This window comes from Pelomonas sp. Root1237, from assembly GCF_001425055.1.
Lineage (GTDB): Bacteria > Pseudomonadota > Gammaproteobacteria > Burkholderiales > Burkholderiaceae_C > Pelomonas.
Map to the genome: position 1 here is coordinate 23,233 of NZ_LMDK01000022.1, position 14,794 is coordinate 38,026.

Sequence of the window (14,794 nt, forward strand, 5' to 3'; positions counted from 1 at the left end):
GGACTAAGGTGCCGCGCCGATGTCCAGGCCGCGCGGCTGCTTGTAGCGGTGGTAGCCCCACAGATACTGCCCCGGCGCGCGGCGGATCAGGCTCTCCATGGCCCCGTTGACGAGCGCTGCGGCAGCCTCGTTGCTCGCCTCGGCAGGGATGGCCGGCGCGGGCAGCACGTGCACGACGAAGCCTTCACCGCCGGGCAGGCGCTCACCCCAGATCAGCAGCAGGGACGCGCCCGTCTGCTGCACCAGGCGGGCGGCCAGCGTCATCGTGTAGGCCGGCTTGCCGAAGAAAGGCGCCCACACGCCCAGGCCATCGGGTGGCACCTGGTCGGGCAGCAGGCCGATGACCTCGCCCTTGCGCAGCGCGCGGATCATCTGGCGCACGCCGGCCAGCGACGCCGGCGCCGTGGCCAGCCCGGGCCGCTCGCGTGAGCCGGCCATCACCTCGCGTAGCGAGGCCTGCCGCGCCGGGCGGTACAGCACGGTGATGGGTGACTCGGGCGTCGTGAAGCGCTCGGCGATGGCCTGGGCGCAGATCTCGAAGCAGCCCATGTGGGGCGTCAGCATGACCAGGCCGCGTTTCTCGGCCAGGGCGGCCGTGATCAGCTCGCCGCCCTCCCATTGCAGCTTGTCGCCCAGCGGCTTGCCGCGGGTAGCCACCCAGAGCCAGGGCAGCTCCGCCGCCATGCGCCCGGCGGCCGCAATCGCGGGCCGCGCCTCGCTCCAGGCGACGCCGGCCTGGGCCACATTGGCTTGGAAACGCCGCCGGTAGGTCCCCGAGGCGAAGTAGACAACCCAACCCAGCAGCGCTCCCAAAGCGTGCAATAGCGCCAGGGGCAGCCGGGACAGCAAGCGAAAGACCCAACCCATATTTCCTATACTTCGCAGATCGCCGAGTTACTGAACTACTTGCGGGGCGATTCACAAATCCCGCTAAAGCGTTCGCCGCACCTCCAGGAGCGACGGCGACGCCGCCAATGAAGCAACCGGAGTTTAAAAGTGGCCAACGATTTCCTCTTCACGTCTGAATCCGTCTCGGAAGGACACCCCGACAAGGTGGCCGACCAGATCTCGGACGCCATCCTGGACGCCATCTTCGAGCAGGACCCGCGCAGCCGCGTGGCCGCCGAGACGCTGTGCAACACCGGCCTGGTGGTTCTCGCCGGCGAGATCACGACCAACGCCCACGTCGACTACATCCAGGTCGCACGCGACACCATCAAGCGCATCGGCTACGACAACACCGAGTACGGCATCGACTACAAGGGCTGCGCCGTGCTGGTCGCCTACGACAAGCAGTCCAACGACATCGCCCAGGGCGTGGACCATGCGTCCGACGATCATCTGAACACCGGTGCCGGCGACCAGGGCCTGATGTTCGGCTACGCCTGCGACGAGACGCCCGAGCTGATGCCCGCGCCGATCTACTACGCCCACCGCCTCGTCGAGCGCCAGGCCCAGCTGCGCAAGGACGGCCGCCTGCCCTTCCTGCGCCCGGACGCCAAGAGCCAGGTCACGATGCGCTATGTGGACGGCAAGCCGCACAGCATCGACACCGTCGTGCTGTCCACCCAGCACGCGCCCGAGTACTCGCTCGGCGACCGCATGACGGACGAGTTCTACGAAGCCATCCGCGAAGAGCTGATCAAGCCCGTGCTGCCCAAGGAATGGATCAGCGCCGACACCAAGTACCTGATCAACCCGACCGGCCGCTTCGTCATCGGCGGCCCGCAGGGCGACTGCGGCCTGACCGGCCGCAAGATCATCGTCGACACCTACGGCGGCGCCTGCCCGCATGGTGGCGGCGCCTTCTCGGGCAAGGACCCGTCCAAGGTCGACCGCTCGGCCGCCTATGCCGCCCGCTACGTGGCCAAGAACGTCGTCGCCGCCGGCCTGGCGCGCCAGTGCCAGATCCAGGTCGCCTACGCCATCGGCGTGGCCCGGCCGATGAACGTGACCGTCTACACCGAAGGCACCGGCGTCATCCCCGACGACCAGATCGCCAAGCTCGTCAACGAGCACTTCGACCTGCGTCCCAAGGGCATCATCCAGATGCTGGACCTGCTGCGCCCGATCTATTCCAAGACGGCGGCCTATGGGCACTTCGGGCGGGAAGAGCCGGAGTTCACTTGGGAGCGGACTGACAAAGCGGCAGCGCTGCGCGCTGCTGCCGGGCTGTAAGGCCTGGCAGCAGCGCGCCAGCGACCGAAGCCGCTTTGGGGCGAAGCTCATGTCGCTTGCGACGTGAGCGAAGACCACAAGGCCACCGAACCAACACCGCCCTCCAGGCGGTGTTTTCCTTTGCGCCGCCACATCCGTCAACATGTAGAGTCAACGCACCGGCAGGGTGCGCGATCACAGCCGCCCGCCGCGCCATCAACCTGGAGGCGGTGATGAACATGCAATCCATGCGAATCGGGACCCGGCTGGGCCTGGGCTTCGGCCTCGTGCTGCTGCTGCTGGCGGTGGCCCTGGGCGTGAGCTACCGGCAGATCGGCGCCGTCGGCCCTCACATCGACCTGCTGGTGGAACTGCAGCATCGCCAGGACTTCGCCCAGGACTGGCGTACGGCGACCCAGCTCAACGTCACGCGCACCGACGCCGTCGCGCGCGCCGGAGGCTCGGGCCCCGTGGCGGAGTTCTTCTCGCCGATCATCAAGACGACGAGTGCCAGGATCACCGAACTGCAGGAGAGCCTCACCAAGGCGGTGGACACCGAGCGCGACAAGGCCCTGCTCACGGAGATCGCCGATGCCCGCAAGGCCTACGTCGATATCCGCAACCAGGTCTTCGCCCAGCTCAAGGCCGGCGAAGCCGACGCTGCGCTGCAGACGCTGGAGGGCAAGATGCGGCCGGCCTCAGAGGCCTATGTCGCGGCCATCAGCCGCATGGCCGACTTCCAGGGCGAGCGCGTGCGCCTCGAGACCCAGCAGGTCATGGAGGAGGCGCGCCGCACCCAGATGATCATGCTCGTCATCGCCATCGCCTGCCTCAGCGTAGGCATCGCGGCGGCCTGGCTGATCACGCGCTCCGTTGTCGGCCCGCTGCGCGAGGCCATCCACGAAGCCGAAGAGGTAGGGCATGGCGACCTGTCGCGCGACATCCGCAGCGTGGGCAGCGACGAGACCGCGCAGTTGACCCAGGCCCTGGCACAGATGCAGCAGGCGCTGCGCCATCTCGTCGGCTCGGTGCGCGAGAACGCCAGCGGCGTGGCGACGGCCAGCACCGAGATCTCGCATGGCAGCAACGACCTGTCGGCACGCACCGAGCAGCAGGCCAGTGCCATTCAAGAGACGGCGGCGTCGATGGAGGAGCTGTCGGCCACCGTGAAGCTCAATGCCGACAACGCCGGCGAGGCCGACAAGCTCGCGCGTGACGCCAGCCAGGTGGCGCGCCAGGGCGGCGAAGTCGTCGGCGAGGCGGTGCAGCGCATGAAAGGCATCGAAGAGAGCTCGCGCAAGATCGGCGACATCATCGGCACCATTGACGCCATCGCCTTCCAGACCAACATCCTGGCGCTGAACGCCGCGGTCGAGGCCGCACGGGCCGGCGAGCAAGGGCGCGGCTTTGCCGTCGTCGCCAGCGAGGTGCGCATGCTGGCCCAGCGCAGTGCCGACGCGGCCAAGGAGATTAAGGGCCTGATCGGCGACAGCGTCGAGCGCGTCGAGCAGGGCGCCGTGCTGGTGAACAAGGCCGGCGAGACGATGGCGCAAGTCGTGACTGCCATTGGCCGCGTCGCGCAGATCGTGCGCGAGATCAGCTCGGCCAGCCGCGAGCAAAGCACCGGCGTCAGCCAGGTCGGCCAGGCCATCACGCAGATGGACCAGGCCACGCAGCAGAACGCCGCCCTCGTCGAGGAAAGCGCCGCGGCCGCGGAGAGCCTGAAGCAGCAGGCGGACGAGCTGGTGAAGCTGGTATCGACTTTCCGCGTCTAGGACGAAGGCGGGGCGTCGGCTCGGTGCCCTCAGACGACATCTAGAACGGAAAACAGGACGAACCACAAACATGCACGACATCATTTGCCCGCACTGCCACACGGCGTTCAAGGTGGATGAGGCGGGATATGCGGACATCCTGAAGCAAGTACGCGACAAGGACTTCGACAAGCAGCTTCACGAACGTCTCGCGCTAGCGGAGACGGATAAGCGCACAGCGGTCGAGCTGGCCGAGGCTCGCGTTACCGCCACCTTGCAGCAAGCCGCTGCGCACAAGGATTCCGCCATTCAGGATCTCACGGCCAGGCTCGAAGCGGTCGACGTTGAGCGCAGGATGGCAGTGCAAGAAGCAATCAGTGGGCTGGAGAGAGAACGCGACCAGCTCAAGAACTCCCTGGAGCAGGCTGCGCGTGACAGACAGACGGCGGCCCAGCTCGCCGAACTCCAAAAGCTCCAAGAGTTGCAGGCCACGGCCGCCACCAAAGACGCCGAGATTCAAGGTCTACGTGCGCAGCTCCAGGCCACCGAGATGGCCAGGACCTTGGCGGTCACAGAAGCGGTGGGCTCTGTCGAGAAAGAACGCGACGCCCTTAAAGGTGCCCTGGACCGAGCGGCCCTCGAAAAGGAGCTGGCCGAAAAGTCGCTCAAGGACAAGTACGAAACGCAGATCAAGGACCGTGACGACGCGATCGAACGGTTGCGCGACATGAAGGCCAAGCTGTCGACCAAGATGGTCGGCGAGACCCTAGAGCAGCATTGCGAGATTGAGTTCAACCGCTTGCGAGCGACGGCGTTCCAGCGCGCCTACTTCGAGAAAGACAACGACGCACGCACTGGCAGCAAGGGCGACTTCGTGTTCAGAGAATCGGATGATGCCGGGACGGAGATCGTGTCGATCATGTTCGAGATGAAGAACGAGAGCGACCGTACGGCATCGAAGGGCCGCAATGAGGACTTCCTTAAAGAACTGGACAAGGACCGCAATGAGAAGAGCTGCGAGTACGCAGTGCTGGTGTCCCTGTTGGAGCCGGAAAACGAGCTCTACAACACGGGCATCGTCGACGTCTCTCACAAGCATCCCAAGATGTACGTCGTACGCCCGCAGTTCTTCATCCCGATCATCACCGTGCTGCGCAACGCGGCCATGAACTCGCTGACCTACAAAACAGAGTTGGCCTTGGTTAAGGCACAGAACATCGACATCACAAACTTCGAGGGGAAGCTTGAGACGTTTAGGACGGCCTTCGCTAGGGACTACGACCTCGCTTCCAGACACTTTCAGACGGCGGTTGACGAAATCGACAAGTCAATTAACCACTTGCAGAAGACGAAGGACGCTCTTCTCAGCACCGTGCGCAGTCTCCGGCTTGCGAACGACAAGGCGCAGGACGTCACGATCAAGAAGCTCACGCGCGGAAACCCGACGATGGCCGCGAAGTTCGACGAACTGAATAGCTCCGGCGGGGCAAGTGATTTGTGAGCTGAAAGGTCTACGGGTAGCGGCAACGAATGGCGCGGGACGGCCATCAGCAGTCTTTCGCGGACGTCTGCTTTGAAGTAGTTTGACGCTAAAGATTTAACTACGGAAGCTCTATGACGACAAGCGCACGTGTTCTGCCCAGAAGGCACTCCAGGTGAAAATCGCTTTCACTGTCATCGCCGCCTGTGCATCGCTGAGTACGGCATATGCGAGTTTGTGCCCGCCGCCCTCCTTGATGGACGTGGACGCTGAAGTTCGACGCGCTTGGAGCGCCTCTGACACCGTGGTGATGGCCGAGGTAGCTGATATCGACGAGTTCTTTTCGATCGGCGACAGGCGAGTTGGTGAAGTTGAATTCGTAGCTCGGCTCTTCGAGCCAAGGACTCCCCCGGACGACGACCCCGAAAACGACCCAAATCTTCGGCAGGTCGTGCACTGGCATGTCTTGGAAACTTGGAAGGGTGGCAGCCTTCCGGGAACTACCGTAGAAACGGATACGCCCGTGCAATGCTGCGGCAGCGGCGTGCGAGTGTCCGTCGGTACACGACGAGTCCTCTACCTGCGCGACAACAAGAGGAATTCCGTTCGGGCGTGCTCAGCGGACAGCTATCCCATTCCCGACCAAGCTCGCGTTCTTGCTCGCCTTAGACGCCGGTAAGGATGCGACCGGGAAGAGATCCGCTACCTGCGGCCTGAACGACTGCTGCTGCCGTTGAATCGGTTGAGTCGTAGGACCGCTTTGGGTCGACACCCGTCATTGGCTGACCCACTGCACCCACAGCAAGCTCACTCGACCACCTACCCGCTCACCCCCCTCAGCGCGTCGTCCAACACTTCGACCCAGTGCCGCACCGGGTGCGTCGTGCCGCTCTGCAGATGCTGGATGCAGCCGATGTTGGCTGAAACTATCTGTTCGGCCTGCAGCGGCGCCAGCGCTGCGAGCTTGCGGTCGCGCAGTTGCTTGGACAGCTCGGGCTGCAGCACCGAGTAGGTGCCGGCGGAGCCGCAGCAGAGATGGCTGTCGGTCGGCGCGCAGTCGATCCGAAAGCCAAGGTCGCGCAGCGCGCCTTCCACGCCGCCCTTGAGCTTCTGGCCATGCTGCAGCGTGCAGGGCGGGTGATAGGCCAGCGAACCTGGCTTGGCCTTGAGGCGGCTCTTCAGCGCAGGCACCAGCTCGGGCAGCAGCTCGCTGAGGTCCTTGGTCACTTCACTGACGCGCGCGGCCTTGTCGGCATAGGCCGGGTCATGGGCCAACAGATGGGCGTAATCCTTGACCATGACGCCGCAGCCCGAGGCGTTCATCACCAGGGCCTCGACCCGCTCGCCGAGACCCGAGACCAGCGGCCACCAGGCGTCGATGTTGCGACGCATGTCGTCCAGCGCGGCCTCGTGGTCGCCCAGGTGCTCGCGGATGGCGCCGCAGCAGCCCGCGCCGTCGGCCACGACAGTCTGGATGCCGGCGGCGTCCAACACGCGCGCCGTCGCGCTGTTGATATTGGGCGCCATGGCCGGCTGCACGCAGCCCAGCAGCAGCGCGACCTTTCGATTGAGCTGGCGTGTCGGCCAGTCATGGGCCGTGGCCGGAGGTTTGGCCGGTACCTTGTCCTTCAGCGACGCCGGCACCAAGGGTCGGAACATCTGGCCCAGCTTCATCGCCGGCTTGAACAGCGGCGAGGTCAGCCCCTCCTTCAACAGCCAGCGCACGCGACGTTCACCACCGGGACGCTCCACCTTGGCATCGACGACGCGCCGGCCGATGTCGACCAGGCGGCCGTATTCGACGCCCGACGGACAGGTCGTCTCGCAGTTGCGGCAGGTCAGGCAGCGGTCCAGATGCAGCTGGGTCTCGCGCGTCGGCTCGACGCCTTCCATGACCTGCTTGATCAGGTAGATGCGGCCGCGCGGGCCGTCGAGCTCGTCGCCCAGCAGCTGGTAGGTCGGGCAGGTGGCCGTGCAGAAGCCGCAGTGCACGCAGCGGCGCAGGATGCCCTCGGCTTCGGTGCCTTCCAGGGTGCCGGCAAATTCGGGAGCGAGGGTCGTCTGCATGGTCAGAGATCGGGATAGAGCCGGCCCGGGTTGAAGACGCCATGTGGATCGAAGGATGCCTTGAGACGCTTGTGGATGGCCGCCAACGGCGCGCTCAGCGGCGCGAACACGCCCACGCCCTTGTCCTGGGCGCGGAACAGCGTCGCATGCCCGCCCACAGCTGCTGCGGCATCACGCACGCCGGCAGGCGGCATGGGCGTGACGACCCAGCGTTGCGCGCCGCCCCATTCGATGAGCTGCTCGCCATGCAACTTGAGCTCGGGCGTCGCACTCGGCAGGGACAGCCGCCAAAGCCGCGCGCCGCCCGCCACCGCACGCTCGGCGCCGATGAAGAACTCGTCGCTGTGGTCGCGCAGGCCGGTCCAGAAGGGCTGGGCCATGTCGCCCGGAATGACATCGCCGCCCAACTTGCGTGCCGCGGCCTCAACGGCCGCGTTCGCGCCGGCCAGGCGCACGAGCAAGGCACCGTCCCACCAGGCACTGGCCTCGATGGGCAGGGGCTCACCGCCCCAGCGGTTGATTGCCATCAGGGCGGCGGACTGGTCGAAGTCGAAGCGCAGCGTGGCGGTCGCGGCCGGCAGCGGCAACACCTTCAACGTGACCTCGGTGATCAACCCCAGCACGCCCAGCGACCCCGCCAGCGCGCGGCTGACATCGAAGCCGGCGACGTTCTTCATGACCGTGCCGCCAAAGCTCAGCAGCTCGCCCTTGCCGTTGATCATCACGGCGCCGAGCAGATGGTCACGCACCGAGCCCAGCGCCGCCCGCGTCGGCCCTGACAGGCCGGCAGCCACCATGCCGCCCACGGTGCCTTTGCCACCAAAGCGCGGTGGCTCGAAAGCCAGGCGCTGGTGGCGCTTCGCCAGCAGCGCTTCAACATCGGAGATCGGCGTTCCCGCCAGCGCGCTGACAAACAGCTCGCTGGGCTCGTAGGCCGTCACGCCATTCATCTCCAGCGTCGACAGCAGCTCTCCCTGCGGCGCTTCGCCATAGAAGTCCTTGCTGCCGTGGCCCTGGATGCGCAGCGGTTCGCGGGCATCGCGCAATCGGGCTTGCAGGTCCGCGAAGCTCAAAACCGCTCCAGTTCCGGGAAGGCCAGCAGGCCGCGCTTCACATGCATGCGGCCGTATTCGGCGCAGCGGCTCAGGGACGGGATCTGCTTGCCCGGGTTCAGCGTGCCGGCAGGGTCAAAGGCGCGCTTCAACGCCAGCATCTGCTCACGCTCCTCGGTGCTGAACTGCACGCACATGGAGTTGAGCTTCTCGACGCCGACACCGTGCTCGCCCGTCACCGTGCCGCCCAGGGCGACGCTGCGCTCCAGGATCTCGGCGCCGAACTGCTCGCAGCGGTGCAACTGGTCGGGGTCGTTGGCGTCGAACAGGATCAGCGGGTGCAGGTTGCCGTCGCCGGCATGGAAGACATTGGCGCAGCGCAGGCCGTATTTCTTTTCCATCTGCTGGATGTCGAGCAGGATGGTGGCGAGGTGCTTGCGCGGGATGGTCGAGTCCATGCACATGTAGTCGGGGCTGATGCGGCCCGACGCCGGGAAAGCGTTCTTGCGGCCGCTCCAGAACTTCAGGCGCTGGGCCTCGTCGGCGCTGACCTGGCAGCGCGTCGCACCGCTGGCCTGCAGCACGGCTTCCATCTTCGCGACCTCCTCGGCCACCTCCTCGGGCGTGCCGTCGCTTTCGCACAGCAGGATGGCCTCGGCATCCAGGTCGTAGCCGGCATGCACGAAGTCCTCCACAGCAGCCGTCATCGGCTTGTCCATCATCTCCAGGCCCGCCGGGATGATGCCGGCCGCGATGATGGCCGCGACCGCGTCGCCGGCTTTGCGCACGTCGTCGAAGCTGGCCATGATGCAGCGCGCAAGCATGGGCTTGGGCACCAGCTTGACGGTGACTTCGGTGATGACGGCCAGCATGCCTTCGCTGCCGACCACCAGGGCCAGCAGGTCCAGCCCCGCCGCGTCCAGGGCCTCGCTGCCGAACTCGATGGGCTCGCCCTCGGCGGTGAAGCCGCGCAGGCGCAGCACGTTGTGCAGCGTCAAGCCGTACTTCAGGCAGTGCACGCCGCCACTGTTCTCGGCGATGTTGCCGCCAATCGTGCAGGCGATCTGGCTGCTGGGGTCGGGCGCGTAATACAGGCCGTGAGTCGCCGCGGCTTCGCTGATGGCGAGGTTGCGCACGCCGCATTGCACGCGCGCCGTGCGTGACAGCGGGTCCAGCGACACGATCCTGTTGAACTTGGCGAGGGCCAGCGTGACGCCCAGTTCATGCGGCATCGCGCCACCCGAAAGGCCCGTGCCCGCGCCGCGAGCGACGACCGGAACACCGAGACGATGGCAGGCCTTCAGCACAGCCGCCACTTGGGCCTCGGTCTCCGGCAGGGCCACGGCCAACGGGCGCTGGCGGTAGGCGGTCAGGCCATCGCATTCATAGGGCGTGGTCTGCTCGGCCTGGTGCAGCAGGGCATGGGCCGGCAGCAACGGTGCCAGGGCCGCGATGAGTGCGGCACGGCGGGCGGCGAGGTCGACGGGGGCGTTCATGTCGGGCCCACTTTAGTTGCCCATTCCGAATTCGCGACACCCGCAATGCATTGAAGTTGCGGGCCGAGCGCCGGGCCGCTCCCTAGCCGGCACGCGCTGGCGATGTGCTTGCCGGTCAATCCGGCAAGCATCGCCGTCCCCCCGGGGGCTGAGGTCGGACAGGGCAAGTCCTGAGGACTTGCCGTGCCTGCCGAAGAGCAGCCGCTCTGTCGGCTGCGCGGTCTGCAAGACCGACCAGACTCGCTCGCGTTCAGCGACGCGAGGTTGGGCGAGGGGCAGTTCATCTCAGCCTTCGATGACGAGCCAGTAGGCCGGCTTGTGCAAGGGCGTCTCGGGCGGCAGCAACGGATTCTTCAGCAACAGCTGGCGCCGGCGGGCCAGGTGGTGGCGGCGCAGCAGGTCGCCGAAATACTGCTGAAAGAGGCGCGCGAGGCTGCCGTCGCTGGCCGCGGCCTCCATGCCGCGCTGCAACTCGGCCGCCAGTCGTGGCCGGTCCGGGCGCACGAAGAGATAGGAGGCCGCGGGGTAGCGCAGCAGCACATGGGGCTCGATGACGAGGTCATGGGCCGCCGGCGTAGCCGCCTCGTCGTCGATCTCGAAGACGGCGCGCGGGAAGTAGTCGATGCGGCGCATGCGCAGCATGTCGAACAGCGCCTCGTAGCGGCTGATGCCCTGCACCGGCAGGCCGTTGGCACGCAGGATGGCGGTGTCGGGCCAGTCCTGGCCCTGGCCGGCGACGTAGCGGGAGAGTTCGTTGAGGTCGTGCAGGTCGCGCCAGCGATCCACGTCCTCGGGGCGGACGAAGGCAACGCGGCAACCGATGAGGCCGCGGTCCATGGGAACGCGCACCGGCAGCAGCCGGGCCTCGCGCTCGATGCTGGTCATGGTCCAGCACAGATCGATCCGCCCGCTGCGGTCGGCCAGTTCGCGCACGACGCGCGCTTGCGTCATCGGCACGGGCGACTCCATCAACTCATAGTCGGCACCGCTGCGCGTGATGGCGAGCTTGATGACGGCCTGCATGTAGTGCCACTGCGGCACGCGGCCGGGTTCGTGCTGGGGATAGACCAGCGGTGCGGGCCGCGCGGGCGCCTCGGTGGCGCAGGCAGCCGCGAACATGACCAGCAGCGGCCGGCGCCTCATCACCCTCCCGTCGCGCCGGTTCGCCTTCGCCTCAAGGCTTGCGGCGCGCGCTGCTGCGTGGCTTGGCCGCCTTCGCGGCGGCGGTCTTCGCGGCCGGCTTGGGCGCGGCGCCGGACGCCAGGCCCTTGGCGACGCCACCCACCACCGCCCCGGGCACGCTGGCCGCGCGCTTCAGCGTTTCGCTGGCGGCGTCGAAGCTCTGCTTGACGAGGTTGCCGGCGAGGTTCTTGGCCGCATCGGTCGCGGTGTCCTTCATGGCCGAGGTGGCCAGCTGCGTGAACTGCTGGCTCAGCGCCGTCCACCACTGCGTCGGGTCGACGACGGCGGCCGGGTTGTCGGCCACGGCCTTGGCTGCATCGCCGGCCGTCTTCACGGTCTTGGCGGCGACCTTGCTGGCGGTATTGGCCGTCTTGGTCACCGTCTGAGCCGCAGCCTGGGCCACCGGCGCCGCGGCGGCCAGGATTTCGGGTGGGATGCCGGGCCAGGAGGTGCCGTCGCCACCGGTGGGCAGCTTGAGGCTGTCGCGCAGGTCGGCCAGCGGCACGTTCATCGACTTCAGCGTCGACAGCGTCATGCGCTGCACCTCCAGCGCCTGGATGGTGGCGGCCAGCATGCGCGCGTTCTGCTCCAGCCAGAACTGCACCGTGCGCAGCTCCTCGATGCGCTTGGAGAGCTCCTCCGGGTTGAGCGTCGGCGCCACCCACTGGCCGATGCCGGGCAAGGCCGAGCCGGCGTTCTTGACGAGGCCCTGCAGGAACTCGAAACCGGGCACGAACTTGGTGAAGCTGTTGTCGCTCATGTCTTGTCTCCTGTAAGGGCACTTCCATCCTACTTGCTGGGCAGCAGGGCTTCGACAATAAAACCCTGCTCGGCCAGCAGCTTGGGCAGGGCCCGCGGGCCGCTCATGTGCAGCGCGCCCACGGCCACCAGCAGGCGCTGGCCGGCGCCATGCAAGGCCGCGATGCGCTCGGCCAGCGGGCCGTTGCGATCGTCGTTGACTCGCCTGAACCAAGCGCGTTCGGCCGGGCTGTCGGCGCAGGCGCACCAGCGCGGATAGTTCGCCAACGTCCCCAGGTCACCGCGCGACCAGGCGCTGCTGAGCCGGCGCAGCGGCTCGCGCATCTGGCCGCCGCGCAACTGGCGCAGGGTGCCGTCGACGATGGCGGGCAGCTCGGCCGCCGCAGGCTCCAGCGCCTGCAGCTGCTCCTCGACGCTCTCCAGCGACTGCACCGGCCGGCCCTCGCTCCTGGCGCGCGCCAGCAGCATGACGTCCTGGCCAAAACCGGCATCAAAGCCATCGCGGCGCGCCTCCATCAGCGACAGCATGCTGAGCTGCAACATGACCGGCAGCGCGCTCAGGGCACCAGGCGACAGGCAGGCGGCGCGGGCCTGGGTGTCCAGGCGCTGGGCCAGAGCCGGCGGCAGGGGTGCGGCTTTGGGCATGGCGGCCAGCACGGCACCGACGTCGGCGGGGTCGAGCTCCACGGCCAGCACCTCGGTCTGCGCCCAGGCCGCGCGCAGGGCCGGCCCGGCATAGGCCCAGTCGGCCTTGCCGACATGCAGGCTGCCGAACAGATAGCTGGTGTGGCCGCCACGGCTGACGCGCCACAGCAGGCCACGGTCCGGCGCCTTGGCGGCCCAGGTGGCGGCCTGCTCGGCACTCGGCAGGGCCGGCGCCGGCGGGCAGGCGGCATGGGCACTGCCGACGAGAAAGGCCAAAAGGAGGGCGCGGATCATGGGCGGGGTTCGATACGGAGTTCACCAGGTTTCTGGCTGAAGTGCAGGCGACCGAGCACGTCCATGCCAAGCAGCGGCGCGCCCAGGTCGGGCAGCACAGTCACCATCAACTTGTCGGCGCGCACGCCGCCTTCCAGCGCAACGTCGGCCCGCGCAAGAAAGCCGCGCGTGGCGCCGGCCGCGGTATGGGCGCGCACGGCGCCCAGCGGCTTGAGGCCGGCTCGCTCCGCCAACACTTGCGGCAGGGCCGTCGTGGTGGCGCCGGTGTCGACGAGGAAATCCACCTCGATGCCGTCGACCCGGCCGGGCCAGTGGAAGTGGCCGTCGCCCCCGCGCGTCAGCACGATGACCTCGCCGGCAAGCTGGAAGCGGCTGGCCTCGCGCTCGTGCTCCCACAGCTTGAAACCCAGGAAAATGCCCAAGCCGATCAACAGCCAGATCGTCATCAGCTTGAGGGTGTGCGGCAGATCCTGGTGGGACACGGGGGGCGACTGAGGCGAGGGTTTGCGCGGGACCACACGATACCCGGCCCCACCAGAATGCCTTCATGACGCCGCCGCCCGCCCTGCTCATCGCGCTGCTGCTCGCCGGTGGCAGCGATGAGCTGGTGTTGAACCGCTTCAACGACCCCTTCGAGGCCGTGTCGGCCGATATCGCCGATTGCCCGGAGCCCCGCGGCCCGCGCATCACGGCCGCCGAGGCCCGCGTGCAAGCTCACCATCGCGCCGAGCGCGGCACCACCTGCTGGCTCAAGGGCGAATGCAGCGAACCCAATGCCTTCCGCTATGACGCGGCCATTGCCGGGGCCTTGCGTGCCAAGCTGAACGGCACGGCCGCCCTGCATCCGAGCAGCCTGTGGCTGACCGTGCAGGGCCGGGTCGTTTACCTCGAGGGCTGCGTCGGGCACGCCGAGCAGGCGACTGAACTGGAGGCCCGGGCACGTGGGTTGCCGGAGGTGCAGCAAGCCCTGGCCCTGGTGCGGGTCGGCCAGGGCGGCGTCGTGCCCTATCGGCGCATGAATTGACCTGCAAGACCCCAGGCGTGACAACGCCGCCCTGCCTTGTCACGATGGCCCCATGCAACTGCTGAAGCGTTTTGCCACCCTCTTCGCGCTGACGGCCCTGCTGGGCCTGATCGGCTGCTCCAGCCTGACGCTGGCCTATGGGCAGCTGCCACTGCTGGCCGGGCTTTGGGCGGACAACTATCTCGACCTGGACAGCCCGCAGCGCGGCCAGCTCAAGACGCAGCTGCAGGCCTGGCAGGCCTGGCACCGCCGCGAGGAGCTGCCGCAATGGATTGCGCTGGTGGGCCAGGCCCATGCGGCGCTGGACGACGGCGTCACCCAGGACGAACTGCTGGCCCTGGAGCGCGGCGCGCGCGCCAGCGTCGAGCGTTGCCTGCAGCACGCCGCGCCGCTGGCCGCGCCGGTGCTGGCCAGCCTGCGGCCCGAGCAGTGGCAACACCTGGAAAAGAAGATGGCCGAGAAGACGACCGAGTGGCGAGAGAAGCAATCGGGCAAGCGCGGGCCCGACGAGCGCGCCAAGCGCTACACCAGCAACCTCGAACGCTGGCTGGGCGACCTGGACCGCTCGACCCGCAAGCAGGCCGCAGCCGACGCTCGCAGCTGGCATTTCGACCTGCCCGTCATGGCCCAGGCCCGTGCCGCACGCCAGGCGCGGCTGGTGCAGGCCCTGCGCGCCTGGGCGCGCCAGGACCTGGCCGCGGGCACCGCCCTGCTGATGCAGGACTCACAGACCCAGCCCACCGAGCAGCCCTATCGCGAGCAGATCGTCGCCAGCCTGCTGAAGCTGCTCAACAGCCTGGATGCCGAGCAGCGGGCCGCCGTCCGCAAGCATTGGGCCGACTGGGCGGCCGAACTGCGCAGCCTGCAGGCGGCCTGAACCCGGG

The 14,794-nt window shown here is 67.7% G+C and carries 13 protein-coding genes; 5 read left to right on the top strand and 8 right to left on the bottom strand.

Annotated elements, in window-relative coordinates; all coding sequences use genetic code 11:
- Positions 1-3: 3 nt before the first annotated feature.
- The gene (locus tag ASC91_RS27760; RefSeq protein ID WP_056205353.1) at positions 4-867 is read right to left on the bottom strand and encodes a lysophospholipid acyltransferase family protein; all 864 of its coding nucleotides are present in this window, start codon (positions 865-867) and stop codon (positions 4-6) included.
- A 129-nt stretch (positions 868-996) separates the two neighbouring features.
- Here ASC91_RS27760 and metK point away from each other — a divergent pair, with 129 nt between their 5' ends.
- The 3 genes from metK (at position 997) to ASC91_RS27775 (ending at position 5,412) form a co-directional block, all read left to right on the top strand.
- Positions 997-2,178: a methionine adenosyltransferase gene (metK, locus tag ASC91_RS27765; RefSeq protein ID WP_056205360.1), complete on the top strand. Its 1,182-nt coding sequence runs from the start codon at positions 997-999 to the stop codon at positions 2,176-2,178.
- A 212-nt stretch (positions 2,179-2,390) separates the two neighbouring features.
- Positions 2,391-3,932 carry a methyl-accepting chemotaxis protein gene (locus tag ASC91_RS30845; protein ID WP_056205362.1) on the top strand — a complete coding sequence of 514 codons (1,542 nt, stop codon included), beginning with the start codon at positions 2,391-2,393 and terminating at the stop codon, positions 3,930-3,932.
- Positions 3,933-4,002: 70 nt separating this feature from the next.
- Entirely contained in the window at positions 4,003-5,412 is a 1,410-nt protein-coding gene (locus tag ASC91_RS27775; protein ID WP_056205364.1) for a DUF2130 domain-containing protein, read from the top strand.
- A gap of 798 nt (positions 5,413-6,210) precedes the next feature.
- Here the strand turns inward: ASC91_RS27775 and glcF are convergent.
- From glcF to ASC91_RS27810, 7 genes are all read right to left on the bottom strand, one after another.
- Positions 6,211-7,458 (bottom strand): glycolate oxidase subunit GlcF, encoded by a 1,248-nt coding sequence (gene glcF, locus ASC91_RS27780; protein ID WP_056205366.1) that lies wholly within the window; start codon positions 7,456-7,458, stop codon positions 6,211-6,213.
- A gap of 2 nt (positions 7,459-7,460) precedes the next feature.
- Positions 7,461-8,531 (bottom strand): glycolate oxidase subunit GlcE, encoded by a 1,071-nt coding sequence (gene glcE / locus ASC91_RS27785; RefSeq protein ID WP_056205368.1) that lies wholly within the window; start codon positions 8,529-8,531, stop codon positions 7,461-7,463.
- Entirely contained in the window at positions 8,528-10,006 is a 1,479-nt protein-coding gene (locus ASC91_RS27790; RefSeq protein ID WP_056205369.1) for an FAD-linked oxidase C-terminal domain-containing protein, read from the bottom strand. Before ASC91_RS27790 ends, glcE begins: the two co-directional genes overlap by 4 nt.
- Positions 10,007-10,291: 285 nt before the next feature.
- Positions 10,292-11,149 carry an ABC transporter substrate-binding protein gene (locus tag ASC91_RS27795; protein WP_200955364.1) on the bottom strand — a complete coding sequence of 286 codons (858 nt, stop codon included), beginning with the start codon at positions 11,147-11,149 and terminating at the stop codon, positions 10,292-10,294.
- A 31-nt stretch (positions 11,150-11,180) separates the two neighbouring features.
- Positions 11,181-11,948: a PhaM family polyhydroxyalkanoate granule multifunctional regulatory protein gene (locus ASC91_RS27800; RefSeq protein ID WP_056205372.1), complete on the bottom strand. Its 768-nt coding sequence runs from the start codon at positions 11,946-11,948 to the stop codon at positions 11,181-11,183.
- Positions 11,949-11,977: 29 nt separating this feature from the next.
- The gene (locus ASC91_RS27805) at positions 11,978-12,886 is read right to left on the bottom strand and encodes a TraB/GumN family protein (protein WP_056205374.1); all 909 of its coding nucleotides are present in this window, start codon (positions 12,884-12,886) and stop codon (positions 11,978-11,980) included.
- A complete protein-coding gene (locus ASC91_RS27810; RefSeq protein WP_157282209.1) occupies positions 12,883-13,368 on the bottom strand; it encodes a TIGR02281 family clan AA aspartic protease in 486 nt (161 codons plus the stop codon). The genes ASC91_RS27805 and ASC91_RS27810 overlap by 4 nt, the downstream gene beginning before the upstream one ends.
- 65 nt (positions 13,369-13,433) lie before the next feature.
- Between ASC91_RS27810 and ASC91_RS27815 the strand changes: the two genes are divergently transcribed.
- Together ASC91_RS27815 and ASC91_RS27820 are read left to right on the top strand one after the other, a co-directional pair.
- Positions 13,434-13,910 (top strand): BON domain-containing protein, encoded by a 477-nt coding sequence (locus tag ASC91_RS27815; protein ID WP_056205378.1) that lies wholly within the window; start codon positions 13,434-13,436, stop codon positions 13,908-13,910.
- 52 nt (positions 13,911-13,962) lie between these two features.
- Positions 13,963-14,787, top strand: a complete 825-nt coding sequence (locus ASC91_RS27820; RefSeq protein ID WP_056205380.1) for a DUF6279 family lipoprotein — start codon at positions 13,963-13,965, stop codon at positions 14,785-14,787.
- Positions 14,788-14,794 lie beyond the last annotated feature (7 nt).